Annotated in this window: 27 protein-coding genes; 21 read left to right on the forward strand and 6 right to left on the reverse strand. The window is 60.4% G+C overall.

Annotated features, from left to right (window positions below; all coding sequences use genetic code 11):
* Nucleotides 1–34: 34 nt before the first annotated feature.
* The 9 genes from argH to AABA48_RS15470 all read left to right on the forward strand — a co-directional run bounded on the left by argH (nt 35) and on the right by AABA48_RS15470 (nt 9,050).
* Entirely contained in the window at nt 35–1,411 is a 1,377-nt protein-coding gene (gene argH / locus AABA48_RS15430; protein ID WP_338270705.1) for an argininosuccinate lyase, read from the forward strand.
* 38 nt (nt 1,412–1,449) lie between these two features.
* Nucleotides 1,450–2,223: an LPS translocon maturation chaperone LptM gene (gene lptM / locus AABA48_RS15435; protein ID WP_010940833.1), complete on the forward strand. Its 774-nt coding sequence runs from the start codon at nt 1,450–1,452 to the stop codon at nt 2,221–2,223.
* 137 nt (nt 2,224–2,360) lie between these two features.
* A complete protein-coding gene (lysA, locus tag AABA48_RS15440; protein ID WP_010940834.1) occupies nt 2,361–3,614 on the forward strand; it encodes a diaminopimelate decarboxylase in 1,254 nt (417 codons plus the stop codon).
* Between the two features lie 33 nt (nt 3,615–3,647).
* A complete protein-coding gene (gene dapA / locus AABA48_RS15445) occupies nt 3,648–4,520 on the forward strand; it encodes a 4-hydroxy-tetrahydrodipicolinate synthase (RefSeq protein WP_010940835.1) in 873 nt (290 codons plus the stop codon).
* Between the two features lie 21 nt (nt 4,521–4,541).
* Nucleotides 4,542–5,342 carry a 4-hydroxy-tetrahydrodipicolinate reductase gene (dapB, locus tag AABA48_RS15450; protein WP_010940836.1) on the forward strand — a complete coding sequence of 267 codons (801 nt, stop codon included), beginning with the start codon at nt 4,542–4,544 and terminating at the stop codon, nt 5,340–5,342.
* Between the two features lie 201 nt (nt 5,343–5,543).
* Nucleotides 5,544–6,776: an LL-diaminopimelate aminotransferase gene (locus tag AABA48_RS15455; protein WP_010940837.1), complete on the forward strand. Its 1,233-nt coding sequence runs from the start codon at nt 5,544–5,546 to the stop codon at nt 6,774–6,776.
* Nucleotides 6,777–6,897: 121 nt separating this feature from the next.
* Entirely contained in the window at nt 6,898–7,185 is a 288-nt protein-coding gene (locus AABA48_RS15460) for a toxin-antitoxin system TumE family protein (protein ID WP_010940838.1), read from the forward strand.
* Nucleotides 7,182–7,544 carry an HVO_A0114 family putative DNA-binding protein gene (locus AABA48_RS15465; protein WP_010940839.1) on the forward strand — a complete coding sequence of 121 codons (363 nt, stop codon included), beginning with the start codon at nt 7,182–7,184 and terminating at the stop codon, nt 7,542–7,544. The genes AABA48_RS15460 and AABA48_RS15465 overlap by 4 nt, the downstream gene beginning before the upstream one ends.
* Before the next feature lie 81 nt (nt 7,545–7,625).
* Nucleotides 7,626–9,050, forward strand: a complete 1,425-nt coding sequence (locus AABA48_RS15470; RefSeq protein WP_338270706.1) for an AAA family ATPase — start codon at nt 7,626–7,628, stop codon at nt 9,048–9,050.
* A 128-nt stretch (nt 9,051–9,178) separates the two neighbouring features.
* Here AABA48_RS15470 and AABA48_RS15475 read toward each other — a convergent pair.
* Nucleotides 9,179–10,353 (reverse strand): IS3 family transposase gene (locus AABA48_RS15475; protein ID WP_338270298.1). Its coding sequence is split into 2 segments (ribosomal slippage): nt 9,179–10,083 and nt 10,083–10,353, totalling 1,176 coding nucleotides; the frame shifts between segments, so codons are not numbered across the junction.
* Between the two features lie 103 nt (nt 10,354–10,456).
* On the opposite strand from AABA48_RS15475, the gene AABA48_RS15480 reads away from it, so the two are divergent.
* The 7 genes from AABA48_RS15480 to AABA48_RS15510 all read left to right on the forward strand — a co-directional run bounded on the left by AABA48_RS15480 (nt 10,457) and on the right by AABA48_RS15510 (nt 16,707).
* Nucleotides 10,457–10,966, forward strand: a complete 510-nt coding sequence (locus AABA48_RS15480; protein ID WP_338270707.1) for a DUF4276 family protein — start codon at nt 10,457–10,459, stop codon at nt 10,964–10,966.
* Between the two features lie 266 nt (nt 10,967–11,232).
* On the forward strand, nt 11,233–12,399 hold the full coding sequence (locus AABA48_RS15485) for a Fic family protein (protein WP_010940843.1): 1,167 nt from the start codon (nt 11,233–11,235) through the stop codon (nt 12,397–12,399).
* Between the two features lie 121 nt (nt 12,400–12,520).
* Complete coding sequence (locus AABA48_RS15490) at nt 12,521–14,158, forward strand: ABC-F family ATP-binding cassette domain-containing protein (RefSeq protein WP_214302882.1); 1,638 nt, start codon at nt 12,521–12,523, stop codon at nt 14,156–14,158.
* A gap of 29 nt (nt 14,159–14,187) precedes the next feature.
* Nucleotides 14,188–14,670, forward strand: coding sequence for a GreA/GreB family elongation factor (locus tag AABA48_RS15495; protein WP_010940845.1), 483 nt, complete (start codon nt 14,188–14,190; stop codon nt 14,668–14,670).
* Between the two features lie 20 nt (nt 14,671–14,690).
* Nucleotides 14,691–15,146 (forward strand): YaiI/YqxD family protein, encoded by a 456-nt coding sequence (locus tag AABA48_RS15500; RefSeq protein ID WP_010940846.1) that lies wholly within the window; start codon nt 14,691–14,693, stop codon nt 15,144–15,146.
* Between the two features lie 204 nt (nt 15,147–15,350).
* Nucleotides 15,351–15,728: a VOC family protein gene (locus AABA48_RS15505; RefSeq protein WP_010940847.1), complete on the forward strand. Its 378-nt coding sequence runs from the start codon at nt 15,351–15,353 to the stop codon at nt 15,726–15,728.
* Nucleotides 15,729–15,975: 247 nt separating this feature from the next.
* Nucleotides 15,976–16,707: a cupin domain-containing protein gene (locus AABA48_RS15510; RefSeq protein WP_338270708.1), complete on the forward strand. Its 732-nt coding sequence runs from the start codon at nt 15,976–15,978 to the stop codon at nt 16,705–16,707.
* Nucleotides 16,708–16,903: 196 nt separating this feature from the next.
* On the opposite strand, the gene AABA48_RS15515 is transcribed toward AABA48_RS15510, so the two are convergent.
* Nucleotides 16,904–18,466 carry an acetyl-CoA hydrolase/transferase C-terminal domain-containing protein gene (locus tag AABA48_RS15515; RefSeq protein WP_010940849.1) on the reverse strand — a complete coding sequence of 521 codons (1,563 nt, stop codon included), beginning with the start codon at nt 18,464–18,466 and terminating at the stop codon, nt 16,904–16,906.
* Nucleotides 18,467–18,699: 233 nt separating this feature from the next.
* On the opposite strand from AABA48_RS15515, the gene AABA48_RS15520 reads away from it, so the two are divergent.
* From AABA48_RS15520 to AABA48_RS15530, 3 genes are all read left to right on the forward strand, one after another.
* Nucleotides 18,700–19,311, forward strand: a complete 612-nt coding sequence (locus AABA48_RS15520) for a TetR/AcrR family transcriptional regulator (protein WP_010940850.1) — start codon at nt 18,700–18,702, stop codon at nt 19,309–19,311.
* A gap of 121 nt (nt 19,312–19,432) precedes the next feature.
* Nucleotides 19,433–19,807 (forward strand): DnaJ family domain-containing protein, encoded by a 375-nt coding sequence (locus AABA48_RS15525; protein WP_045667869.1) that lies wholly within the window; start codon nt 19,433–19,435, stop codon nt 19,805–19,807.
* Nucleotides 19,808–19,816: 9 nt separating this feature from the next.
* On the forward strand, nt 19,817–20,338 hold the full coding sequence (locus tag AABA48_RS15530) for a GNAT family N-acetyltransferase (RefSeq protein WP_338270709.1): 522 nt from the start codon (nt 19,817–19,819) through the stop codon (nt 20,336–20,338).
* A gap of 105 nt (nt 20,339–20,443) precedes the next feature.
* Here the strand turns inward: AABA48_RS15530 and AABA48_RS15535 are convergent, their stop codons facing one another.
* A complete protein-coding gene (locus AABA48_RS15535) occupies nt 20,444–20,788 on the reverse strand; it encodes a winged helix-turn-helix transcriptional regulator (RefSeq protein ID WP_010940853.1) in 345 nt (114 codons plus the stop codon).
* Between the two features lie 154 nt (nt 20,789–20,942).
* On the opposite strand from AABA48_RS15535, the gene AABA48_RS15540 reads away from it, so the two are divergent.
* Both AABA48_RS15540 and AABA48_RS15545 read left to right on the forward strand, forming a co-directional pair.
* Nucleotides 20,943–21,578, forward strand: a complete 636-nt coding sequence (locus AABA48_RS15540) for a flavodoxin family protein (protein WP_010940854.1) — start codon at nt 20,943–20,945, stop codon at nt 21,576–21,578.
* Between the two features lie 155 nt (nt 21,579–21,733).
* Nucleotides 21,734–22,243, forward strand: coding sequence for a M48 metallopeptidase family protein (locus AABA48_RS15545; RefSeq protein WP_014551242.1), 510 nt, complete (start codon nt 21,734–21,736; stop codon nt 22,241–22,243).
* Nucleotides 22,244–22,288: 45 nt separating this feature from the next.
* Here AABA48_RS15545 and AABA48_RS15550 read toward each other — a convergent pair whose 3' ends face one another.
* The 3 genes from AABA48_RS15550 to AABA48_RS15560 all read right to left on the reverse strand — a co-directional run bounded on the left by AABA48_RS15550 (nt 22,289) and on the right by AABA48_RS15560 (nt 25,082).
* Nucleotides 22,289–23,218: a L,D-transpeptidase family protein gene (locus AABA48_RS15550; RefSeq protein ID WP_010940856.1), complete on the reverse strand. Its 930-nt coding sequence runs from the start codon at nt 23,216–23,218 to the stop codon at nt 22,289–22,291.
* A 155-nt stretch (nt 23,219–23,373) separates the two neighbouring features.
* Nucleotides 23,374–23,676 carry an Lpp/OprI family alanine-zipper lipoprotein gene (locus AABA48_RS15555; protein WP_010940857.1) on the reverse strand — a complete coding sequence of 101 codons (303 nt, stop codon included), beginning with the start codon at nt 23,674–23,676 and terminating at the stop codon, nt 23,374–23,376.
* A gap of 98 nt (nt 23,677–23,774) precedes the next feature.
* Nucleotides 23,775–25,082 carry a L,D-transpeptidase family protein gene (locus AABA48_RS15560; RefSeq protein ID WP_010940858.1) on the reverse strand — a complete coding sequence of 436 codons (1,308 nt, stop codon included), beginning with the start codon at nt 25,080–25,082 and terminating at the stop codon, nt 23,775–23,777.
* Between the last annotated feature and the right edge of the window lie 30 nt (nt 25,083–25,112).

A 25,112-nucleotide genomic window follows, 5' to 3' on the forward strand; every position in this document is an offset into this window, starting at 1 on the left:
CCCCTACAATAAGCGTACATTCAGGAGGCCTACCATGGCACACGAAAAACTCTGGGGCGGCCGCTTTTCCGAGCCGACCGACCAATTCGTCGAGGAATTCACCGCTTCCATCGACTTCGACAAGCGGCTCTACCACCAGGACATCCGGGGCTCCATCGCCCACGCGCGGATGCTGGGCAAGCAAGGCATCCTCCCCATGGCTGAGGTCGAAAAGATCGTGGCGGGGCTCCAGGAGGTCCTTGCCCGGATCGAGGCCGGGAAATTTGACTTCTCCGTGGCCCTGGAAGACATCCACATGAACATCGAGGCGCGTCTCACGGAGAAGATCGGCGAGGCCGGCAAGCGGCTCCACACCGGCCGTTCCCGCAACGACCAGGTTGCCCTCGACATCCGCCTCTACCTGCGGGACGAGATCGTGGAGGTCTCCGCCTACCTGGATATGTTGGTGGACTCCCTCATTTACCAGGCGGAAGCCAACCTGGGCGTCATCATGCCCGGCTACACCCACCTGCAGACCGCCCAGCCCATCCTCTTCTCCCACCACATGATGGCCTACGTGGAGATGTTCACCAGGGACAAGGGGCGGATGGAGGACTGCCTGCGGCGGATGAACGTCCTTCCGCTCGGCGCCGGCGCCCTGGCCGGGACCACCTTCCCCATCGACCGGGAACACGTGGCCGAGCTGCTGGACTTCCCCAGCGTGACCCGCAATTCCCTCGATTCGGTATCGGACCGAGACTTCGCCCTGGAGTTCATGGGGGCCTCCTCGATCCTGATGATGCACCTCTCCCGTTTCTCCGAGGAGCTGATCCTCTGGTCCACCAGCGAGTTCAAGTTCGTGGAGCTGACCGATTCCTTCTGCACCGGCTCCTCGATCATGCCCCAGAAGAAGAACCCGGACGTGCCGGAACTGGTCCGCGGCAAAACCGGCCGGGTCTACGGCAACCTCATGGCGCTCCTCACGGTCATGAAGGCCCTGCCCCTGGCTTACAACAAGGACATGCAGGAAGACAAGGAGCCTCTCTTCGACACCATCGACACCGTGAAGGGGAGCCTCAAGATTTTCGCCGACATGGTGCGGGAGATGCGGATCAACGCCGGGAACATGCGGGCCGCGGCCGCCAAGGGTTTCTCCACCGCCACCGACGTGGCCGACTACCTGGTCCGCCAGGGGATGCCCTTCCGCGACGCCCACGAGGTGGTGGGGAAGACCGTGGCCTACTGTATCGCCAACGGCAAGGATCTCCCGGATCTGACCATGGATGAATGGCAGGGGTTCTCGGACAAGATCGGCGAGGACATCTTCGACGCGATTACCCTGGAAGCGTCGGTCAACGCCCGCGTCGCCACCGGCGGCACGGCCCTGGAGCGCGTCAAGGCGGAGATCGAGCGGGCCAAGGTGGGGAGATAGCGTGATTCGCGTCGCGGCACAGGGCCGGGGAGGGGACAGTGGGCGGTAATCATCGGATCGTAGTCAAGCTCGTCGCCGGAATCGCACTTGCGGCCGCCCTGGCAGGCTGCGGCAGGAAGGGGCCGCTGGTGCCGCCCGAATCCTTCGTGCCTGCCTCTGTCTCCACCCTGACGGTGGAGCAGAAGGATGACGCCTTCTACGTCTCCTGGCCCGCGCCCGAGAAGGATGAGGGGGGCCGCCCCCTCAAGGACCTGGCCGGGTTCAGGGTCTACCGCAGGCCGGTGCTCCCGCCGGGGCAGGACTGCGAGGAGTGCCCCACCGCCTACACGCTGATCAGGACCGTGGACCTGGAGTATCCCCAGGACGTGCGTTCCTATGACGGCCGCTACGTGCTGGCCGACCGCGGCCTGACCAACGGGGCCACCTACCAGTACAAGGTTATCTCATTCAAGAAGGACGGCAGCGAGAGCGGGGCCTCGAACCGGGCCCGTCGCACGATGGTGGCGGCCCCGCCTGCGCCGCGCCTCGCCGCTTCATCGAGCGCAACCGGCGTCGCGCTCCAGTGGGAACCGTCCCCGCCTGCGACCGGGGAGCCCGTTGGCGCCTACATTTACCGCCGCCGGGGCGACGACCTCGCCAGCTTGGTCCTCTTGACGCCGTCGCCGGTGACCGGCACGAGCTACGAGGACCAGCGCCTGGAGCGGGGCGTCACCTATGTCTATCTGGTGCGCCAGGTCGTTGCCGTGGACGGACAACTGGTGGAAGGCGCCGCATCCAACACGGTCCGGGGCGCCCTGACCGAACCGGAGTAGGGGCCAGGCAGTGCGCGCTGCGGCCGGAACCGGGCGATAAGCCGCTAATCTTTTGACTTTTTAGGCCTTGCATGTTAAAAATATCCACTTTTGTTTACAGCGTGACGATTATTCACTTTTCATAAACGGAGGACACCATGAATCACTTCCAGTACAAGGGGAACGAGCTCCACGCCGAGGAGGTTTCGCTCAAGGAGATCGTGGCCCGGGTTGGTAGCCCGGTCTATGTTTATTCCCACGCCACCCTGACCCGGCACTTCACTGCCTTTGACGAGGCCTTCGCCGGCGTGCCCCACACCATCTGCTACTCGGTCAAGGCCAACTCCACCCAGGCAGTGCTCAGGACGTTCATCACCCTGGGCGGTGGCGCCGACATCGTTTCCGGCGGCGAGCTCTACCGCGCCCTCCAGGCCGGCGTCGATCCGAAAAAAGTGGTCTATTCCGGGGTGGGCAAGAAGGACGACGAGATCGAGTACGCCCTGAACACCGGCATCCTCATGTTCAACGTGGAGTCGGAGCAGGAGCTGACCCGCATCTCCGAGATCGCCTCCCGCATGGGCAAGAAGGCGGGCATCGCCATCCGGGTCAACCCCGACGTGGACCCCCAGACCCATCCCTACATCACCACGGGCCTCAAGAACGCCAAGTTCGGCATCACCATCGACCGGGCCATGGCCGAATACGCCCGCGCCAAGACGCTCCCCGGCATCGATGTGATCGGCATCGACATGCACATCGGCTCCCAGCTGACCAAGGTCACTCCCTTCGTGGACTCCATCGAGAAGCTGAAGACGATGATCGCCAACCTGCGCGGCCAGGGGATCGACCTGCAGTACTTCGACTGCGGCGGCGGCCTGGGGATCCAGTACAGCACCGAAGAGCCGCCGCTCCCCGCCGACTACGGCAAGGAGATCGTCGCGGCCACCAAAGAGCTGGGCATGCACCTGCTCTTCGAGCCGGGCCGCAACATCGTGGGCAACGCTGGCATCCTGGTGGCCACGTGCCTCTTCACCAAGGAGCGGGACGAGAAGAACTTCATCATGATCGACGCCGGCATGAACGACCTGGCCCGTCCGGCCCTCTACGGCTCTTTCCACGGCGTACAGCCGGTGGTCAAGGACCAGGACGGCATGATCGTGGCCGATATCGTGGGTCCCATCTGCGAGTCGGGCGACTTCCTGGTGAAGGACCGGGAGGTACCCATGTTCCGCCAGGGCGATCTGATGGCCTTCATGTCGGCCGGCGCCTACGGCTTCGCCATGAGCAGCACCTACAACAGCCGCCCCCGGGTGGCCGAGGTGATGGTCAAGGGTAACCAGTTCGAAGTGGTCCGCGAGCGGGAGACGGTGGAAGACCTGATCCGGGGCGAGCGGGTGCCGTCGTTCCTGTAACGAAAGACAACCCCAGAGAGGGAGGATACGGATATGTTCAAGGGAAGCATTGTCGCCATCGTCACCCCGTTCACCAACGGCGCGGTGGACCAGGAGAAACTGCGGGAACTCGTGGAGTTCCAGATCACCAACGGCACCGACGCCATCGTTCCGTGCGGCACCACCGGCGAATCATCGACGCTGGACTATGACGAGCACATGGACGTGGTGAAGATCGTCATCGAGCAGGTGAACAAGCGGGTTCCGGTCATCGCCGGCACCGGCTCCAATTCCACCGCCGAGGCCATCGAGCTCTCCCGCAAGGCCAAGGAGGCCGGGGCCGACGGCGTGCTGCTGGTCACCCCCTACTACAACAAGCCGACCCAGGAGGGGCTCGTCCGCCACTACACCGCCATCGCTGATGCCGTGGCCATCCCCCAGATCCTCTACAACGTGCCGGGCCGCACCGGGGTCAACATGCTCCCCGAGACCGTCGCCCGGCTGGCGCCCCACAAGAACATCGTCGCCATAAAGGAGGCCACCGGTTCGCTCCAGCAGGCCTCGGAGATCCTGGCCCTCTGCGGCGACCAGATCGATGTCCTCTCGGGCGACGACTTCATCACCTTCCCCATGATGGCGTGCGGCGCCAAGGGGGTCATCTCGGTGCTGGCCAACATCATGCCCAAGGCCGTGGCCGACCTGACCGACGCCTTCTTTGCCGGTGATCTGGAGACGGCGCGTCGGCTCCACCTGAACACCCTCAAGATCAGCAACGCCATGTTCATCGAGTCGAACCCGATCCCGGTGAAGACGGCGCTCGGTCTCATGGGCAAGTGCTCCGACGAGGTCCGCCTCCCGCTCTGCCCCATGTCCGAGGGGAACAAGGCGAAACTGACCGCCATCATGAAAGAGTACCAGCTGATTTAACGCGCGAACTGCGAGGTTGATATGACCAAGATAGCTGTCTGTGGCGCCGCCGGGCGTATGGGCCAGAGGATCATCGTTGCCGCCAGGGAGGCTGGCTGCACCATTTCCGGAGCCCTGGAGCGGCCGGGCCACGAGATGGTCGGGCAGGATGCCGGCCTCATCGCCGGCTGCGGCGCCTTGGGCGTCGCCATTTCCGACGACCTCAACGCCGTGGTGGAAGGGTGCGACGTCCTCATCGACTTCACCACTCCCAAGGTTTCCCTCAAGAACCTGGAGGTCTGCGCCCTCAAGAAAAAGTCCATCGTCATCGGCTCCACCGGTTTCACCCCCGAGGAGCGCGCCCTGGCCGTGGAACTGGCCCGGGAGATCCCGGCGGTGCTGGCCCCCAACATGAGCGTCGGGGTCAACGTCTGCTTCAAGATTCTCAAGGACGTGGCCAAGACCCTGGGCGACGATTTCGACGTGGAGATCGTCGAACTGCACCACAACAAGAAAAAGGACGCCCCCAGCGGCACCGCCGTCCGCATGGGCGAGGTGGTGGCCGAGGCCCTGGGCCGCGACTACAACAAGGTGGCCACCTATCACCGCGAGGGAATCTGCGGCGAGCGGACCAAGGAAGAGATCGGCATGCAGACCGTGCGCGGCGGCGACATCGTCGGCGAGCACACCGTCTACTTCATCGGCATGGGCGAGCGGATCGAGATCAGTCACCGGGCCATGACCCGCGACATGTTCTCCCGAGGCTCCGTCCGGGCCGCCCAGTGGGTGGTGGGCAAGGCGCCGGGGTTGTACGACATGCAGGACGTTCTGGGGCTGAAGTAGAAATGCCGCGTGTTGCCAATCTCGGCGTTGTCCGCGCCAGCGCGCGTGCGACGTAGCGCAGCTGCGTCTCCGCGCTCTTCCGTGACGCCTTGACCTTGGCACAATCAACCTTTTTCAGGTTGAAGCGAACGCCATACATCCGAATTGCCGCTTTGAGCGGCATTTCCTTTATCCAATACGAAACCGGAGGATTCATCGACGATGGCAAAGATCAATGACCACTATCTGAAACTCAAGGCCGGCTACCTCTTCCCGGAGATCGGCCGCCGCGTGCGGGAGTTCGCCGCCGCCAACCCGAGCGCCAAGGTGATCCGCCTCGGCATCGGCGATGTCACCCGGCCCCTGGCCCCGGCCGTGATCAAGGCGTTCCACGAGGCCGTGGACGACCTGGCCACCACCGAGAATTTCGCCGGGTACGGCCCGGAGCAGGGGTATGACTGGCTGATCAACGCCATTATCGAAAAGTCCTACAAGCCCCTGGGCGTGGACCTCAAGACCGAGGAGATGTTCATCTCCGACGGCTCCAAGTGCGACTGCGCCAACATCCTGGACATCTTCGCCCTCGACAACGTCGTGGCCATCGGCGACCCGGTCTACCCGGTCTACAACGACACCAACGTCATGATCGGCCGCACCGGCGAGGCCGACGACAAGGGCTACTACAAGGGCATCGTCTACATGCCCTGCACCGAGGAGAACGGCTTCATTCCGTCCCTCCCCACCGAGAAGGTGGACATCATCTATCTCTGCTTCCCCAACAACCCCACCGGCACCGTGGCCACCAAGGCCGAGCTGAAGAAGTGGGTCGACTACGCCATCGCCAACGACGCCGTCATCTTCTTCGACGCCGCCTACGAGGCCTTCATCACCGATCCCGCAATCCCCCACTCCATCTACGAGATCGAAGGGGCCAAGAAGTGCGCCATCGAATTCCGCTCCTTCTCCAAGACTGCCGGCTTCACCGGCGTCCGCTGCGGCCTGGTGGTCGTGCCGGAAGAGGTCATGGGCACCACGCCGACGGGCGAGAAGTACAGCTTCAACAAGCTCTGGCTGCGCCGCACCACCACCAAGTTCAACGGCGCCTCCTACCCGGTGCAGAAGGCCGCCGCCGCAGTCTACTCCGACGAGGGGTGGCAGCAGAACAAAGAGATCATCGACTACTACATGGAGAATGCCCGGATCATTCGCGAGGGCCTGGCCGCCGCCGGCCTCACCGTCTACGGCGGGGTCAATGCCCCCTACATCTGGCTCAAGACCCCCGGCGGCATGAGCAGTTGGGACTTCTTCGACAAGCTGCTGAACGAGTGCAACGTGGTCGGAACGCCGGGGAGCGGATTCGGCCCCAGCGGCGAAGGGTTCTTCCGGCTGTCGGCCTTCGGCCATCGCGAGAATGTGATCGAGGCGGTGGAGAGGATAAAGAAGAATTTGAAGTAGATTAAAGAAGGGCGGCCGATGAGGTCGCCCTTCTTTATTTATCTTCTTGCCGGTGAGATTCCCCTGTTGACGCGGATGTGAATTGTGTTATCTAATAACATATGTTTCGGGAGGTAAGACTGTGGGAGCAACGCTTGTTCTCAGGAACAAGAAAGTCAGAGAAGGGATCATCATCGAATTGGCGGTCTGGATACTCGATGCCCCCGTAGATGGTTGCAGCCACCGATTTAAGTACCGTCTTTTCTGCGGCGTCCTGGAAACCGGTTCATCTTTGGTCAGGTACGACAACGAACGGGGGAAGGGCGACCACCGGCATGTCGTTGATGGCGAACAGCCGTACGTTTTTACCAGTCTGGAGAAGTTGTTCGCTGACTTTGAAGGGGATGTCAGGGAGGTGTTGAAAAAATGAAACGGGACATCAAGATAGGAATCAAGTCCGACGACGAATTCTTTTCCGAGGCACGGGATTTAGCTCGCAGCATCGACAATGGATGGCGGCCGGAGCAGCCGGTGGAACGCCTCTACTTCGAGGACCTCCCCACGCTGCTCAAATACCTCACTCCGAAACGGTTCGAACTGCTCAATACCCTGCACGCCATGGGTCATGTGAGCATCAACGCCTTGGCGAAGAAACTCCACCGGCAGTACCGCAACGTCTTTGACGACGTGAAGACCCTGGAGCGGCTGGGACTGGTGGAGAAGGATGAAGAGAGCCGGTTCTTCGTCCCTTGGGACGAGATTGATGCTACCTTTCGTCTGGCGGCGTAAGGGAGTTAAGTAAACTGTCCCCGGAACTCAGTCTGGGGCGAAATAAAATCATCAGTGACAGGTTTTCATAAGGGGACTCCCGTGCTGACACGCTTAGAGGTAACAGGATTCAAAAATTTGCTGAATTTCGCGGTCGATTTTGGCCCCTTCACGTGCATTGCTGGTCCAAATGGCGTTGGGAAGTCAAACATTTTTGATGCAATCAGGTTTTTGTCACTGTTGGCCGACCACACACTTGCTGAAGCTGCAATGATGATACGTGATGGTGATATTGAAACTAGCAACTTACACGACCTGTTTTGGTCGGGTGGTCCAAACAAATCTTCATCTTTTAAGATAGCATCTGAGATGATTGTAGATCCAACTGTAAGAGATGATTTCGGTAGACCTACTGAAGCAACATCGAGTTATCTAAGATATGAGCTCGAAATTGGTTATGAACCACCATCACACAGAGGCACTCTAGGACGACTTGTGCTACTTTCCGAACATTTGACACACATAACTGAAGGTAATGCAGTAGGTCGCCTTAAATTTCCGCACAATGCCAGTAAATTTAGGAAGCATGCTGTTTTTAACAAGAGGAGGCAAACGGCTGGTTATATCTCAACTCGAGATACACCGGATGATTTCAGAGAAATAATTGTTCATCAGGATGGAGGCTCTCGTGGCCCTGGTCAGACGGCTCCAGCGAACGCAGCACCAAGAACGATAGTTGGGACGTCAAACACCTCAGTAACTCCGACCATTCTTGCTGTTCGACGCGAAATGCAAAAATGGCAATTCCTTGCACTGGAACCATCATCTATGAGGAAAGCTGACCGATTTCAGACCGATCCACATGTCACCGCTAGCGGTGGCCATCTGCCAGCTACTATTCACAGATTAGTGGTAGAGTCTGAAAAAAATGGACTAGATCCATCTACTGTATATTCAAAAATAACATCAACGGTAGCTGAACTAGTTTCAGTTGACGACATAGAAGTAAATATAGATGACGTTAGACAACTTCTTACCCTTGTTGTTAACGAACAACACGGTGTACGTTTGCCAGCCTCATCGCTTTCTGATGGTACATTGCGATTCTTAACTCTTGCAGTTCTTTTGTCAGACAATCAGTCGCAGGGACTCATATGTATTGAAGAGCCAGAGAATGGCATTCATCCAGCTAAAATGAATGAGATGGTCAAGTTGTTAAAGGATTTAGCTATAGACACGTCAGAGGCGCCTGGTCAAGACAATCCATTTCGCCAAGTGATTGTAGCCACGCACTCGCCTGTATTTGTTCAGCTTCAAAATCCTAATGATCTCCTATTCGCTGTTGACACACGAGTAAAGGATCCATTTGGAAATCCAACCCGGACCGTTCGCTGCCGACCACTTCATGATACATGGCGGTCACGAACAGGCGAGCCTGCGGTTGGCATGGCGACGATTCTTTCATATCTTTCGGCGCCTCCAGGAGCACAACTCGAGCTTCCTAATCTTGGCGAGGAGGTGTCTTGATGCAGGTCCATTTTGTTTTCATAGGAGAAGGGACATCAGACGAAGGATTAATCCCTCACATTGAAAACTTATGTTTAGCCGCTGGTGCCACAGAGTGGGGTCGGTCGTCAATAGCGGACACCAAAGCCCTATGCTGCTCTTAGCTCTTTGAAATATCTCCGCTCATAGGCAGCAGGCGAGAGATAGTCCAATCGCTTCTGGCGCCTTTGGCGGTTGTAGAAGATTTCGATATACTCTGTGATCTCCTGCATCGCTTCGCGCCGGGTGGCGTAGCGGCGATGATGGACCAACTCGTTCTTCAGCATTCCCCAGAAACTCTCGATGGGGGCGTTGTCGTAGCAGTTGCCTCGGCGGCTCATCGACGCCTGCATGCCGAACTGTTCAAGTAATTTTCGGTACTCCAGGGCGCAATACTGGCTGCCCCGGTCCGAATGGTGGATCAACCCTGCCGCCGGACGCTTGGCCGCCACGGCGCGGAAAAGGGATTGGCTAACCAGGTTCCTCGTCATCCTTTCGCCCATCGCGTAACCCACGACCTCTCCGGTGAAGAGGTCTTTATGGCCGGCGAGATAGAGCCAGCCCTCGGCGGTGGGGATGTAGGTGAGATCGGTTACCCAGACCTGATTGGGGGCTTCGGCCGCAAAGTTCTGCCCCAGAAGATTCTCGGCAACCGGCAGCGAGTGGTCGGAGTTCGTTGTTGCCTTGAACTTCTTCACTTGTTTGCAGCGAATGCCATGTGCCTTACGGATGCGCTTGATCCGGTGGACCCCGACCCGAACGCCGTGCTCGGCGAGATCGGTCTGTAATCGTTCCGGTCCGTAGGTTTCCCGGGTTCTCTTGTGAGCCGCCTTGATCTCGATGACGAGCCGTGTCTCCTCTTTCTGACGTGGCGAGTCCGGGCGCTTCAGCCAAGAGTAATAACCGCTTGGCGAAACCTCCAGAGTTCGGCAGAGCAGAGGCACAGGGAACTCAGATCGAAGCTCTTTGATCACCGCGTACCGGGCAGCGACTCCTTGGCAAAGTACGCGGCGGCTTTTTTTAGGATGTCGCGCTCCTGCTTGACCTGGGCCAGTTCCCGCTTGACCCGATCGAGTTCTTGCTCGACCTCGGTCAAAGGGCGCTGCTGGCCCCCGATGTCCCCGAGCTTCCCGGCCTTGAACGCTCTCACCCAATTTTCAAGGGTGGACTTCGGCAGGGAGAGCTGGCGGGATGCCTCGTAGGCAGACACGCCGTCTTCAACAACCAATTTCACGGCCTCGCTCCGAAACTCCTTCGAGTAGCGACTGTTAGGACCTCTCATCATTTCGACACCTCCGTTAAATGGGGTAATTAACATTGGTGTCCGATTTTTTCAACTTACCCCAGAGGTTACCGGCGCATCTATAGATTTTACACGATTGGCACCAATGGTTGGTAGAACTGTAGAAGCAAAACTAAAAGCTGCTGTAATACTAGAACCAGATGCGACGCTCTTGTTGGTTCATAGAGATGCAGATTCACCTAACGCCAATCACCGGCATGAAGAAATAAATAATGCAGCTACTTCCGCCGGAATAACCACACCACTTGTAGCCGTTGTGCCAGTTCAAGAAACTGAAGCATGGCTACTGACAGATGAGACGGCAATTCGCCAAGTGGCAAAAAATCCAAGAGGCCGGAATCCGCTTACGCTACCCTCACCGCAAAGAATCGAATCTACTGCATCACCAAAAGAGGTCCTAAAAAGTGCACTTCTTCAGGCAGCTGAAGTGACTGGTCGAAGGCAGCGGAAATTTGTTGCAGAGTTTCCGGCGCAACGACGGCAACTTCTTCAGCGCTTGCCGTTGGGGGGAAATCTTTCATTTTTGTCTTCATGGATTCGTCTCAGAGATGATATCAATCATGTCATTGCTACTATCGCTGCTTCTCGGTCTTGATTATTGGAATTCGGCGGGGAGTTCGGAGTTCTGGGGACATCCTACTCAATTCGCAAGGCGGCCAGTCGGCCGCCTTTACTGTTCCTGCCAATAACCTCGTACAAACAATTCAGCTAGCAAACGAAAATCATGTTTCGTTACATAAGTCTCTTGCCTAATAAACGATGCTGCCGTATAGTTTGTTAGCGCGTTGAGCTATGAAGCTATCGTTACGTAGCAACCGCGCCTAAGAAACGAAAACCCTCCAAACATTACGAGGTGTCCCCATGTTTACGGAAGTATCGCCGCGCGGCGGCAGGCTGGTGGTACAGCAAAAAGGTGCAGAAGGTTACAGCGCTTTTGTGCCACATCCGCTACCGCCCAATCCACCGCTGCAGATCGACGACGAAATGGGATGGCTGATGGAGCGGGCCAACCGTGCCTTGGGCCGGCTGGACGGCTGCACCTATACCCTCCCCAACCCTGACCTGTTCCTCTACATGTACGTGCGCAAGGAGGCGGTGCTAAGTTCCCAGATCGAGGGGACGCAGGCGTCATTGGACGATCTTCTGGAGTACGAAGGAGAGATTGAGGGTAAGAGCTCACCGGACGATATCAATGAGGTGTCCAATTATGTGGATGCCATGAATTACGGCCTGGAGCGGTTGCAAGAGCTGCCCCTGAGTCTGCGGCTGATCAAAGAGATTCATGCCCGGCTGATGGCCGGCATCAGGGGGGGGCACAAGAGTCCTGGCGAGTTCCGGACATCCCAGAACTGGATCGGTGGCACAAGGCCGGGTAATGCCGCCTTCGTGCCGCCGCCGGCCAATGAGGTAGTTACCTGTCTGGGCGACTTGGAGAAATTTCTGCACGATGAGTCAGTTCCGCCGCTGCTCAAGGCTGGCCTGGCCCATGCCCAGTTTGAGACCATCCACCCGTTTCTGGACGGCAACGGCAGAATGGGGCGGCTGTTGATAGCCTTTATTCTCTGCCATGATCAGGTACTGGAAAAGCCACTGCTCTACTTGAGTCTCTTTTTCAAAAAGCACCGCCAGGAGTACTACGAGCGGCTCAACGCGGTCCGGCGAGACGGCGACTGGGAGGGGTGGATCAAGTACTACCTGCAGGGGGTATACGAGATATCGAAACAGGCGACCGATGCCGCCAAAGCGATCATGGACCTGATGGCGCGGGATAGGCAGAAGGTAACCGGCCTGGGCAAAGCAGCACCAACGGCGTTGGCTCTTCTGGAGATGCTCTATCGCAAGCCCTACGTCACCATTCCGTACGTGGCGCGGGAACTCAGAATCAGCTCCCCGGCAGCAAGTAAGGCAGTGAACAATCTTGCGGCACTCGGCATTCTGATCGAGGTGAGCGGCAAGAAGCGCGATCGGGTGTTCCTGCACGAATCCTACCTGTCCATCATCCGGGAAGGGACTGAGCTATACCGGTAGGTGAAAGAAAAAAAGGTAGTCATTGCCCGGCCAAGGCATAGTATGCTATAGCTAAAGTGCACCTGAACCGCAGGGAGACCCCCTGCGGTTTTCTTTTGGCAGCAGAAAGAGAGAGTTCATCATGATCAGTACCAGCAACATCAGCCTGGCCTACGGCAAGCGGGTCATCTTCAAGGACGTGAACATCAAGTTCGTGCCCGGCAACTGCTACGGCCTGATCGGCGCCAACGGCGCCGGCAAGTCCACCTTCCTCAAGATTCTGGCGGGTCTGTCCGAGCCCGATTCCGGCACGGTGAGCGTCGGCCCACGGGAGCGGATTTCCTTCCTGAAGCAGGATCAGTTCGCCTTTGACGAGCACACGGTCTTCAATACCGTTATCATGGGCAATCCCCGGCTGTACGAGGTGATGCACGAGCGTGAGGCGATCTACGCCAAGGCGGAATTCTCCGAGGAGGACGGCATCCGCTCCGCCGAGCTGGAGGCCGAGTTTGCCGAGATGGACGGCTACGAGGCGGAGTCCGAGGCGGCGGTGCTGCTGAACGGCCTGGGGATTCCGGAAGAGCTGCGCCACAAGCAGATGAAGGAGCTGGAGGGGGGCGAGAAGGTGCGGGTGCTGCTGGCCCAAGCGCTGTTCGGCAACCCGGATGTGCTGCTGTTGGACGAGCCCACCAACCACCTGGACCTGAAGACCATCACCTGGCTGGAGGATTTCTTGGCCCGGTTCAATAACACGGTGATCGTGGTATCCCACGACCGGCACTTTCTCAACCAGGTCTGCACCCACGTGGCGGACATCGACTTCGGCCGCATCCAGGTCTACGTGGGCAACTACGATTTCTGGTACCAGGCCAGCCAGCTGACCCTGAAGCAGAAGCAGGACGAGAGCCGGAAGATCGCCGACAAGGCGGCCGAGCTGAAGGAGTTCATCCAGCGCTTCAGCTCCAACGCCTCCAAGGCCAAGCAGGCCACCTCCCGCAAGAAGCTGCTGGAGAAGCTGACCGTGGAGGAGATGCCGGTGTCGTCCCGCAAGTACCCCTACGTGGTCTTCAAGCCCGAGCGTCCCTGCGGCGACGTCATCCTGGAGATCAGCGGCCTCTCCAAGGAGATCGACGGGGTCCAGGTGTTCAAGGACCTGGACCTGATCGTGGGCAAAGGGGACAAGATCGCCTTTGTGGGCGCCAACAGCCTGGCCAAGACCACCCTGTTCCAGATCCTGGCCGGCGAGCTGGAGCCGGACGCGGGCACGTTCCGCTGGGGGGTCACCATTACCAGCGCCTACTTCCCCAAGGAGAACGGCAGCTATTTTGACAATGACCTGAACCTGATCGAGTGGCTGGGCCAGTTTGCTCCGCCGACGGAAGGGGAGAGCTTTGCCCGGGGCTTCCTCGGTAGGATGCTCTTCTCCGGCGACGAGGCCACCAAGAAGGCGTCGGTTCTTTCCGGCGGCGAGCGGGTCCGCTGCATGCTGGCGCGGATGATGCTGCTGGGCGCCAATGCCCTGGTGCTGGACGAGCCGACCAACCACCTGGACCTGGAGTCGATCACCGCCCTGAACAACGGCCTGATCGCCTTCAGCGAGGTGGTGCTCTTCAGCTCCCACGACCACGAGTTCGTCAACACCCTGGCCAACCGGATCGTGGAGTTCACCCCCGGTGGGATCATTGACCGGAAGATGACCTTCGACGACTACCTGGAGAGCGCCGAGGTGGCCGAAGAACGGGACCGGCTCTGCCAGGGGCACTGCGACCTGACGCTCTAGGAGCCTGTCGGGGTATCTCTTCCGCGAATATGACCAAACAGCACCTCGTTGCCACTATTATTGCCCGGCTTGAGGCCGATCTTGCCCTGTTCACCGCGGCGGCCCTCCATGCCCATGCCGCTGCTACCCATGAAGAGTGCCAGCCGGATAACAAGTACGATACCACTGCGCTGGAGGCATCCTATGTCGCCCAGGGGCAGGCCAACCGGGCACAGGAGATCCGCCAGAGCCTGGAGGCATACCGCTCCCTGGAACTGCAGGAGTTCGACGCCGGTGCGCCGGTGCGCTTGAGCGCCCTGGTGACCCTGGAGGACGAGGCGGGCAGGACGCGGCGGCTGTTCATCGGTCCCCAGGCAGGCGGGATGAAGCTGGCCGACCCGGCGGGCGAGATTGTGGTCATTACCCCTGCTTCTCCCCTGGGGAACAGGCTGCTCGGTCTTGCGGCGGGCGATGAAGTGCAGGGGGTAGACGCCGGCAAGGGGAAGTTTTACACCATCGTGGCTGTTACCTGAGAAGAATCGTTGGGAGCAGTATGAAGATCTGGATCGATGCCGATGCCTGCCCGCGGGCAGTGAAAGAAATCCTCTTCCGGGCCTCGACCCGGCTGCGGGTACCGCTCTGCCTGGTGGCCAACAGGAGCCTCGCCAAGCATGCCGGCCCGCTGGTGGAGAGCGTGGTGGTGGCCGATGGCTTCGACGTGGCAGACGATTACATCGCCGAGCACGCCGCCCCGACCGACCTGGTGGTAACCGCCGACGTGCCGCTGGCCGCCCGGATCGTGGCCAAGGGGGGCGTGGCGCTCGACCCGCGCGGCGAGCTGTACAGCGAGGAATCCATCGGCGAGCGGCTGGCCATGCGCGATCTGCTGAGCGAGCTGCGCGACACCGGCATGATCCAGGGGGGCGGCCCGGCGCCGTTCAGCATGAGCGACCGCAACCGCTTTGCGTCGGCCCTGGACAGCCTGCTGCATCGCATGCTCAGACGCTAGTCTGTTGCCACGCCTCAGGGGGGGCAAGATTCCCCACGCAATTCAAAAGGCGGCCCTCTCGGCCGCCTTTGCTGTTTCTACTGCCAATCCTTTTCCGTATCCCCCGCAGGTAGCCTACCTTCGAGCGCGCGAGGGGCTAACACAATGGGACCACCACCGGCTGATCGGGTGTATAATGTTAACTAAAGAAGGAGGTGTTCCATAATGACAAACAATCCGATCGTCTGGTTCGAAATTTACGTCCAGGACATGGAACGCGCGAAGAAGTTCTACGAGTCGGTGCTCGGGCTCAGTCTGACCCAGCTGGAGAGCCCGATTCCGGGTATGGAGATCTGGTCCTTCCCGATGCTGGAGAACGCCCCCGGCGCGAGCGGCGCCCTTGTCAGGATGGAGGGAAAGCCTTCCGGCGGTAACGGCACCCTCGTCTACTTCAGTTGCGCCGATTGCAGCGTTGAGGCGAGCAGGGTCGTAGCAAGCGGCGGCCAGATCTTCAGGGAGAAGTTTCCGATCGGGCAGTATGGCTTCATTGCCCTGGTTATTGACACGGAAGGGAACATGATCGGTCTCCACTCGATGGAATGACGGTGAAGAAATCCGGGGAGACCACGGGTAATTCAAAAGGCGGCCGAAGGGCCGCCGTTGTTGTTTTCGGGCGCAGGGGGGGCGTGCACAGGGGTTCAAGGGGGCAGTCAGGCTCCAGCTGTTCGGGAATGCAGAGGACAGGCGTGCGACTGATTGAGCAGGTTTTGCAAAAGTATGGCATGATGCCTTCGGGCGTACCGCAATCAAACTACAACCGTTTCTGCCGTGCAGAGAGGAGGACGTTTCCATGTACCAAGAACCGGAGCCGGGGCTCTACCGGCACTACAAGGGGGGTGAGTACCGGGTGGTCGGCACGGCCCGCCACAGCGAGACGGACGAACCCATGGTGGTCTACCGCTGCCTCTACGACAACAATTCCCTCTGGGTGCGGCCATTGGCGATGTTCCTGGGAACGGTGGCCGTGGACGGTGCCGAACGCCCCCGTTTCAGCCTCGTGGCCCCCGACCGGTCCGGCGGACCGGTCGCCGCGGAGCTGATTGCCGGCCTTGGCCTGGAGCGTCATCCGGAGGGTGGCTGGTACCGGGAAACCTACCGGGCGGCCGGGACCATTCCCGGCACGCTTCTGCCGGGACAGGTCGGCGGCGAGCGCTCCTTTTCGACGGCCATCTACTTTTTGCTGGAGCGGGGCGATATTTCGGCCCTGCACCGGATCAGGTCCGACGAATTGTGGCACTTCCATGCCGGTGCGCCCCTGATCGTGCATGTGATCACCCCGGCGGGCGGCAGCTATGCCCTGACGTTGGGGAGCGATCCGGCGTCAGGGGAAACGTTCCAGGCGGTGGTGCCAGCGGGCTGCTGGTTCGGCGCCGAGACCACGGGCGATTATTCCCTGGTGGGGTGCACCGTGGCCCCCGGGTTCGATTTCGCCGATTTCGAAATGGGAAGCCGCGCCGATCTGCTTGGCCGATTCCCGACCCATGCCGGCATCATCCGGCGGCTGACCCGGGACGGGGACTGAAGGGACTGCGAAATTCCGGGTACGACATCCGGACCAAAAAGGAAGGGAGGGGCTTGCTCTTCGCGGAATCCGCCGCGAGGGAAACCTGAGGCACGTTCGAAATCCTCGGCCGTCAGCCTGTCGCGTGTTGCCGTCGAGAAACGCAAACGGCGGCCCGGAGGCCGCCGTTGTCACATCAATATCTGCTTTCAACCGACTAGATATCCCAGTTGTCGATCTTCATTGTTCCGTTCTTGGCCAGGTTCACCTGCATCTTGAACACCCGGTCCAGCAACTGGGGCTCATGCCCCGCCTTGCGGGCCATGCAGTCCCTGGTGGCCATCTCCAGGTACTCGGTGAGGAGGGGCTTGTAGTCCGGGTGGGCGCACTTGGCGATGATCTCGCGGGCGCGGTCCTTGGGGGCCAGGCCCCGCAGGTCGGCTAGGCCCTGCTCGGTGACCAGCACGTCAAGGTCGTGCTCGGTATGGTCAACGTGCGGGACGTGGGGCACGACGCAGGTGATGCCGGTGGGGTCGGTCTTGGTGGGGCGGGCCGACGGGGTGTGCATGATGGAGAGGTAGGCGTTGCGCAGGAAATCGCCGGAGCCGCCGATGCCGTTGATCATGCGCGTGCCGCCGACCAGGGTGGAGTTGGCGTGGGCGTAGATGTCGAACTCCACGGGAGTGTTCATGGCAATGCATCCCAGGCGCCGGATGGGCTCCGGGTGGTTGGCGATGGAGAGGGGGCGCATGATGACCTTGTCGCTGTACTTGTCCCAGTCGCCGTAGAAGCGCTTGAAGCCGTCCACGGAGAAGGAGAGGGAGACGGTGGAGGCGAAATCGAGCTTGCCGGAGTCGAAGAGGTCAAGCATGGTGTCCTGCAGTACCTCGGTCCAGACCCTCAGGCCGGAGAAGGGGCCCTTGGCCAGACCGCCGATAACGGCGTTGGCGATGGAGCCGACGCCGGACTGGAGCGGCAGCAGGTTCTTGGGGAGGCGTCCCGCCTTCACCTCTGCCTGGAAGAAGTCCAGGATATTGTTGGCAATGGCCTCGGAGGTGTCGTCCTGCTCGGCAAAAGCGCGGCCGTTGTCCGGATGGGTGGACTCGACGATGGCGACGATCTTGTCGGTATCGACGCGGACGTAGGGAGATCCGGCCCGGTCATCCACCCGGCTGATGAGGTAGGGGAGCCGGTTGGGAGGGCTGACGGGTTCGATGATGTCGTGCAGGCCTTCATAGTTGGGGATGGCGGTGTTGATCTCGATGATGATCTTGTCGGCGATCTGGACGATCTCGGGGACGGCGCCGCAGGAGGCGGTCAGCACCAGACCGCCGTTCTCGGTGATGGCGGAGCACTCGATGATGGCCAGATCCAGCCGGCCGCCGTTCTCCTTGGTGTAGAAGCCGTACCCCAAATCCTGGGCGAACATTGAGAGGTGGCGGTCACCCATGCGGATGCGGCCGGAGTTGATGCCGGCCTGGATGTTCTTGCCGGTCTGGTAGGGCCAGCGGCGGTCGATCATGTCCAGGGAGGCCCAGCGGTCTTCCGTCTCGACGCCCACGGAGGCGCCGATGAAGAGGTTGAAGCGCAGCTTCCCCTGCAGCCCGTTCTTCTCCACATGGTCCGCCAGGGCGATGGGTACCGCCTTGGGGTAGCCGGCGGGGGTGAAGCCCGACCAGCCCAGGTTCATGCCGTCCTGGAAGAGGGGGATGACCTCTTCTACCGTCCTGATCCGCTCATGGAGATTCGTCTTCCTGATTCTTCTGTGCAATTCCGACACGGTTCCCTTCCTCCTCACCCTGCATTGTGTTGTCCGTGGCACCGGGTTGGCGGTGTCGTCGGTGAATGCGAGCGCTCGACATGATCGAACGTTCGTTCGATTGCATCATAGCAATAGCATTGTCGAGGGTGCAACAATATTCGGTAAACAGTATGTGTAGTGGGATTGGATTTGGCTTTCGGCGGCGGCTTTGATACTCTTTGTCACTGACAACGTAAGGGGGGCGGAACGGGATGACCAGAGCGGACTGTCGCAGCAGGCTGATGGAGGTGGCAACGGAGCTCTTCGCCCAGAAGGGGTTCTACGGCGTCAGCATCCGGGAGCTCGCCCAGGCCGCCGGCGCCAGCATCTCAATGATCTCCTACCACTTCGGCGGCAAGGAGGGGCTCTACGCGGCGGTGCTCCAGGAGCAGTTCGCCTGCTTCGGCCAGTTGGACGACATCCGGGGCCAGGCGGGGGATCCCCTGGCGGTCATGACAGCCTACCTCCGCTGGACCATCCAGCGCCACCGGAACAACCCCCAGCTCCTCCGCTTCTACACCAGTGAACTCACCAACCCAACCCCCTGCTTCGCTGCAATCGTTTCCCCCGCCATCGCCTCCGTGATCCGCCTGCTGGCGGAGAGCATCGAGGCGGGGATGACGCGCGGCCTCTTCCGCCGGGATCTCCACGCCGTGAACAGCGCCCTGGCCCTGGCGGGTATGGTCAACTACTTCTTCCTCAGCACCCTGGCCACGGAGGGGCTCACCAGCCACTCGCCGGACCAGGACGAGGAACTGATCCGCCAGTACGTTGCCATCTTTACCCGGGGGATCATGGCCGACGGCGGGGCCGCGCCGGCATAGGCCCGCAGCCGTCACCTCCGTGCCATCCGGCATCCGGTGGTCAGAGCGCCGCGGTCTCCGCATTCGGGCTTGTAATATCGAAGCAAACTGGGCCACAATGACGCCCGGGAGCTTGTCACTCATGGACATTCTGGCAACCATAGCGGAACGAAAGATCCAGGAGGCAATGGCGCGGGGAGAGTTGAGCAACCTCGTCGGCGCGGGCAAGCCGCTGGCCATGGACGAGGACCTTTCCGGCGTGCCGGCCGAGCTCCGCATGGCCTACCGGATTTTGAAGAATGCGGGTTTTGTCCCGCCCGAGGTGGAGTTGCGCAAGGAGATCGTCTCGCTCCGTGAGCTGGTGAACTCCCTGGAGGAGAGCGAGGAGCGCCGTCAGCGGCGACGGGAGCTGGACTTCAAGCTGCTCAAGCTCGCCATGATGCGTAACCGCCCCATGAACCTGGACGACTTTCCCGAGTACCGGGATAAGGTCGCCGCAAAGCTCGGCGGCGAATAAAGGATAGAAATGAAGATTCAGAAACCGGCCATCGAGGCCCGTCCCAAGATCTACGCGCTTCTGCGCAGCTCCTTTCCCGGCAGCGAGTATGAAGCCGCGCTGGTACAGAAACTCCACGAAAACGACAGGTCCATCCACGAATGGGCCTGCATCATCGGCGGCAAGGTCATCGCCTACATCGCCTTTACCAATGCCTACCATGGCCGCGACGTCTGCGGCCTGCACCTGGCCCCCATGGCCGTGGCCCCGGAGTTCCAGGGGCGCGGGGTAGGGCTGGAGCTGCTCAGGTTCGCCCTGCGCCAGGAGGCAATCAGCAGCCGGACCCTCTTCGTTCTGGGTGAACCCGCCTATTACAGCCGGTTCGGTTTCGAACCGTGCAGCACGCCCATCTGTCCCTTTGACAAGAACAACGAGCATTTCCTGAGCATGCGCAACACGGCCACCGACAGTTTCGTGGTGGGCTATGAGCCCGAATTTACCACCGCCGCGCCGACCGCCGCGACCAAGGGGAGAAAGCGCGGGAGACGGTAAGCTGCGGGCAGACACGCATCCCGGAGACGTCACGTCTCATGAAGAAGGCGGCCACGGGGCCGCCTTTACTGTTATTCATACAACGAGGTCCTTCCCGGCGCCCTCTCAATCCCGCAAATGTTCACGCGCCCAGCTGCACATCTGCTGGAGGATGGGATAAATGCTCATCCCTTTTGGCGTGAGGGAGTATTCGACTTTGGGCGGCACCTGGGGATAGACCTCCCGGTGTACCAGTCCGTCGGTTTCCAGTTCGCGCAGCTGCTGGGTCAGCATCTTGCGCGTGGTGTCCGAGAACTGCCGCTGCAGATCGGAAAAGCGCATGGTCTGTTGGGCCAGGTGCCAGAGGATCGAGGCCTTCCATTTTCCACCAACCACCGCCAGGGTGACGTCGATGCCGCAGGTGTACTCTTTTCCCCGATAGACCAGGCGGTCTGACGATGTCGTGCTCATTGCCGCGCTCCATGATGGTTCCTAAAAAGGAACTATGTATCTTTGAAATAACTACGTATCGAATAAGTACGTAATTGACGGATTAGCACCTATGGGCAAAGATAGCCCAATCGGTTGGGAAAGTGAACCGCAATTTGCACGGGAGGGTAGCGATATGAAGGTGGTCGCGTTTAACGGCAGTCCCAAGGCGGATGGGAATACCTGGCATGCGCTGAAGATGGTGACTGCAGAACTGGAAAGTGAAGGGATCGAAACCGAGATCGTCCACGTGGGCAACAAGGTTGTCCGGGGCTGTATTGCCTGCGGCCAGTGCGCCAAGAACAAGAACGAGCGCTGCGTGCTGCCGGGCGACGAGGTTAACGAGTGGATCCAGAAGATGAAGCAGGCCGACGGGATCATCATCAGTTCGCCGGTCTACTATTCCGCCATTGCCGGCACGATGAAGTCGTTCCTGGACCGGGCCTTTTACGTGACCGGCGTCAACGACGGCATGCTGCGGCACAAGGTCGGCGCGTCGGTGGTGGCGGTGCGCCGTTCGGGCGGCATCCCGACGTTTAACCAGTTGAACAACTTCCTGACCTATGCCGAGATGCTGGTGCCGACGTCCAATTACTGGAACGTGATCCACGGCCGGGCTCCGGGCGAGGCGACCCAGGACGAGGAAGGGGTCCAGATCATGCGGGTGCTGGGGAAAAACATGGCCTGGCTGCTGAAGCTGGTGGAGCACGGCAAGGGTGCGGTCACCCCGCCGGAGCGGGAAACGAAGACGTACATGAGCTTCATCCGCTGATGCCTATGGGAATGTGCATGGCGGCCGATCGGCCGCCAGTGCCGTTTCTTTCGTTGAAATGCGGGAGCCGGCTGAATCACAATGGGAAAGAAGCGTGGTCGCCCGGCGGACACGCACGATCCGCGCGGCAACAACCGGGAAGGGAACACCTGCAGATGCATCATTTGAAGTATTTGACCGGCTACCCGCCGCAGCTGACGGCCCAGGTGGCACAACTGGTAACGGAGAACCGCCTGGGCGAAGTCCTGGTGCAGAGGTATCCGACGGTGCACGACGTGAGGACCGACCGGGCCCTCTATGACTTCACCGTCGCGGTCAAGAACGAATTCATGCGCACCGCCCAGCCGCTCAGCCGGGTCTTGTATGATGGCAAGATCCATGCGATCAAGAATGCCCTGGGAACCCACACCTTTGTCTCGCGGGTGCAGGGGGGAAAGCTCAAGGCAAAGCACGAGATCCGCATCGCGTCCATTTTCCGGGAAGCACCCCTGGAGTTCCTGAAGATGATTGTGGTGCACGAGCTGGCGCACCTGAAGGAAAAGGAGCACAACAAGGCGTTCTACCAGCTCTGCGAGTATATGGAGCCCCGCTATCACCAACTGGAGTTCGACACCCGGCTCTTCCTGACCCAGGTGGAAATAGCCGGATCACCCTACCTGCCCTGACCCGGGGGTACCGAAGCGGCTGCTTCTTGGCCGTGGCAGTCTCTGCTATGGCCTGATCTCGACCACCGTCCCGTTGGGCGCCGCCTCTGCAATTTCCTCAATCTCTTCGTCGGTTACGGCGATGCACCCCTGGGTCCAGTCCACCTCGGCGTGCGCGGCGCCGACCTGCGAGAGCCCGTTCTTGATGCCGTGAATCATGATGTCCCCGCCCGGAGAGACTCCCATCTCCCGTGCCCGCTTTTTATCTTTTTCGTTCGGATAGGAGATGCGCAGGGACAGGTGATAGCGGCTGCCCTTGTTCCTCCCCTCGATGACGTAGGACCCCTCCGGGGTCTTGTTGTCGCCCTGCCGTTCCTTGGGGCCCACCGGGTTGCCCCCCAGGGCTACCTTGTAGGTCCTGATCACCTCGCCCATTGAGAGCAGCGACAGCCTGCGGTCTTTCTTTTCAATCAGGATTTTGTCCACCGCCCCCTTCCGGGTGGCAATGGCAAATACCTTTTGCTCGAGGATTTTAATCGTTTCCCGCAGGGCGGCGATGTCCTTGTTTCTGTCGTCGAGATCCTGCCTGAGCGCTTCGATGCGGGCCTGCTGCGCGGCAATGGTGCCGTCCTTGAGCACGACGGTGTTGATGCCGAAGATCATCCGCTCGCTGTCCTGCCGGTACCTGCTCTCCGGGAACTCCCTGACCAGCTGTTCGAAGCACTCCAGGGCTTTCTGGTAATCCTTGTGTTCATTCCTGGGATAGGCATGGATGAATCCCTTTTCGAACAGCACCCGGTCTTTCGCGGCGGGATGGGTTTCGCCAATACGGGTATATGCGTCGAGGGAGGCGCTGTAGTTCCCCTGGGAGAACAGGTCGTTCGCCTCCTGGAAGATCGACGCGGCCCGATGGTGGCTGCAGCCGCAGAGAAGCAGCATGCAGCAGATGCAGACCGGGAAAAAGCGCGCAGCCATCCTGTGTCGTGTGAATGTCATAGATGCCGTTACTCCATGGCGGAAGCATCAGGAATATGATGTGCCGGGAACCGGCCGTCCCGGCAGGTGTGAGTGGCTCGAACGGGTTCAGCCGGCGGGCAGCGACGAGACGGGGATTTCGGCCTCGGCACGTCGCTGCCCGGAGCGGAGAGACGCTATTTCCTCATGGATTTCTGGAACACGGCATCGGCCTTTTTCGCCTTTTCATCGGCGAGCCGTTCCCGTTCCTGGGCGGCCTTTTCGGCGCTTTCGGCACGGGTGGTGGCGTCCTGCGCCTCCAGTTTTGCCGCGTCTGCCGCGGCTTTGGCGGCCTGCGCTTCCTGCAGCGCCTGTTCGATCTTCGCGTCGAGCAGGCGCTGGTCGGCCTGTACCTGCTCCATTTCCCTGGATGTCGCGCAGCCGGCCAAGGCAGCGGCGAGAATCAGCGTCACCGAGATTACCGATAGTCTTGTCTTCATAACACATACCTCCTGTTTGTGTAGTGTACTCCGAGGGTTGCCGAGGGACGTCCCGTTGTCCCGCATCACCTCCCTTCGGTTCGATAGGGCGGGGCAGGTCAGATGGTCCTGCCGGGTTCGATCACGATGCCGTCTATGTCAAGGTCGATTTTCAACCGTTTGGCCGCATCCCTGGCCTTGCCGTCGTCACTGAACGGGCCGGCGATGATCCGGTAGCTCGAATCCTTCGACAGCACCCGGGCCGGGATCGGCGGCCCCTGATGGTTGATGATGGCGGCCATCCTCCGGGCTTCCATTTCGTCGCGCATGTCGCCGACCATGACATACCATGCGTCCAGCTTGAGCGCCGGCAGCTCCGGCCTGCCGTACAGCGCTGCCGGGTGCTCGATTCTCAGGGGCGAGGCCGCCTCTTGCTCCGCTCCCGGCCTCAGCTCCAGAATAGGGACGGGAATCCCCCGGGCCTCGGCCTGGACTTGTTTGATCTTGTCCCAGTCAAGCGTTCGCGCCGATGCGCTTTCAAAGGATTTCAGCTTCGCATGGATCCGGGCCAGTTCACTGGTGCCCGAATCCTCCAGGGGGGTGTGGGCTTCCATGTAGAGCACGCCGTCGCGCTGGCCGATGAGATAGGGCTGATTGACTATGAGCACCGGGGTGTTGACCGCCGTATCCCGGAACAGCACCTCGATATGTTCCGGATAGAGCCTCATGCAGCCATTGGATGCCTTCAGGCCGATGCTGGCCGGTTTGTTGGTGCCGTGGATCAGGTAGCCCGACCTGCTCAGATAGAGCGCGTAGTCTCCCAAGGGGTTCTCCGGCCCCGGCGGTACCCGGGCAGGGAGAATGTCCCCCTTTTTCCGGTGATCTTCGGCGATGGAGGCGGGCACATACCAGGTCGGCCGGCTGGCCTTGCGCGCCACGCGTGTCGGTCCTTGGGGGGTGGGCCGCTCCTTGGTCCCGATTCCGACCGGGTAGGTCGACACGGCCAGGGCTCCGCCGTTTTCCTTGAACTGAAAGAGCCGCATGGTGGCCAGGTTGATCACGATTCCCTTCCGGGGGGCATCCGGCAGGATGAAGTTCAGGGGCAGGGTAATGCGTTGGCCTGCCTTGGGCAGCCACACATCAACCCCCGGATTGGCTGCGCTGATGGCATTGATGCCCACGCTGAAGTGCCGCGCCACATCCGGCAGCGTATCCCCCTCTTCGAGTTTGACCAGCCCCAGTCGGCCGATGACGTCAGTTCCCGGCGCAACCTGGAACCGGTTCCGTTCAAGTTCGCTTTCAGGGTGGACCGGTGAGAACCAGGCTTGCCGGGTGGCGGCACAGCCCGTGAGGGCAATGACGCAGATGCCCAGGACAGCGGAACGAAGCCAGTAGGCCACGGTTGGCAGCGTAACGATTCTGCGCATGGGTTACACGGGTACCTTTCTGTCTCATGA

Source organism: Geobacter sp. 60473, from assembly GCF_036323535.1.
GTDB lineage: Bacteria > Desulfobacterota > Desulfuromonadia > Geobacterales > Geobacteraceae > Geobacter > Geobacter sulfurreducens.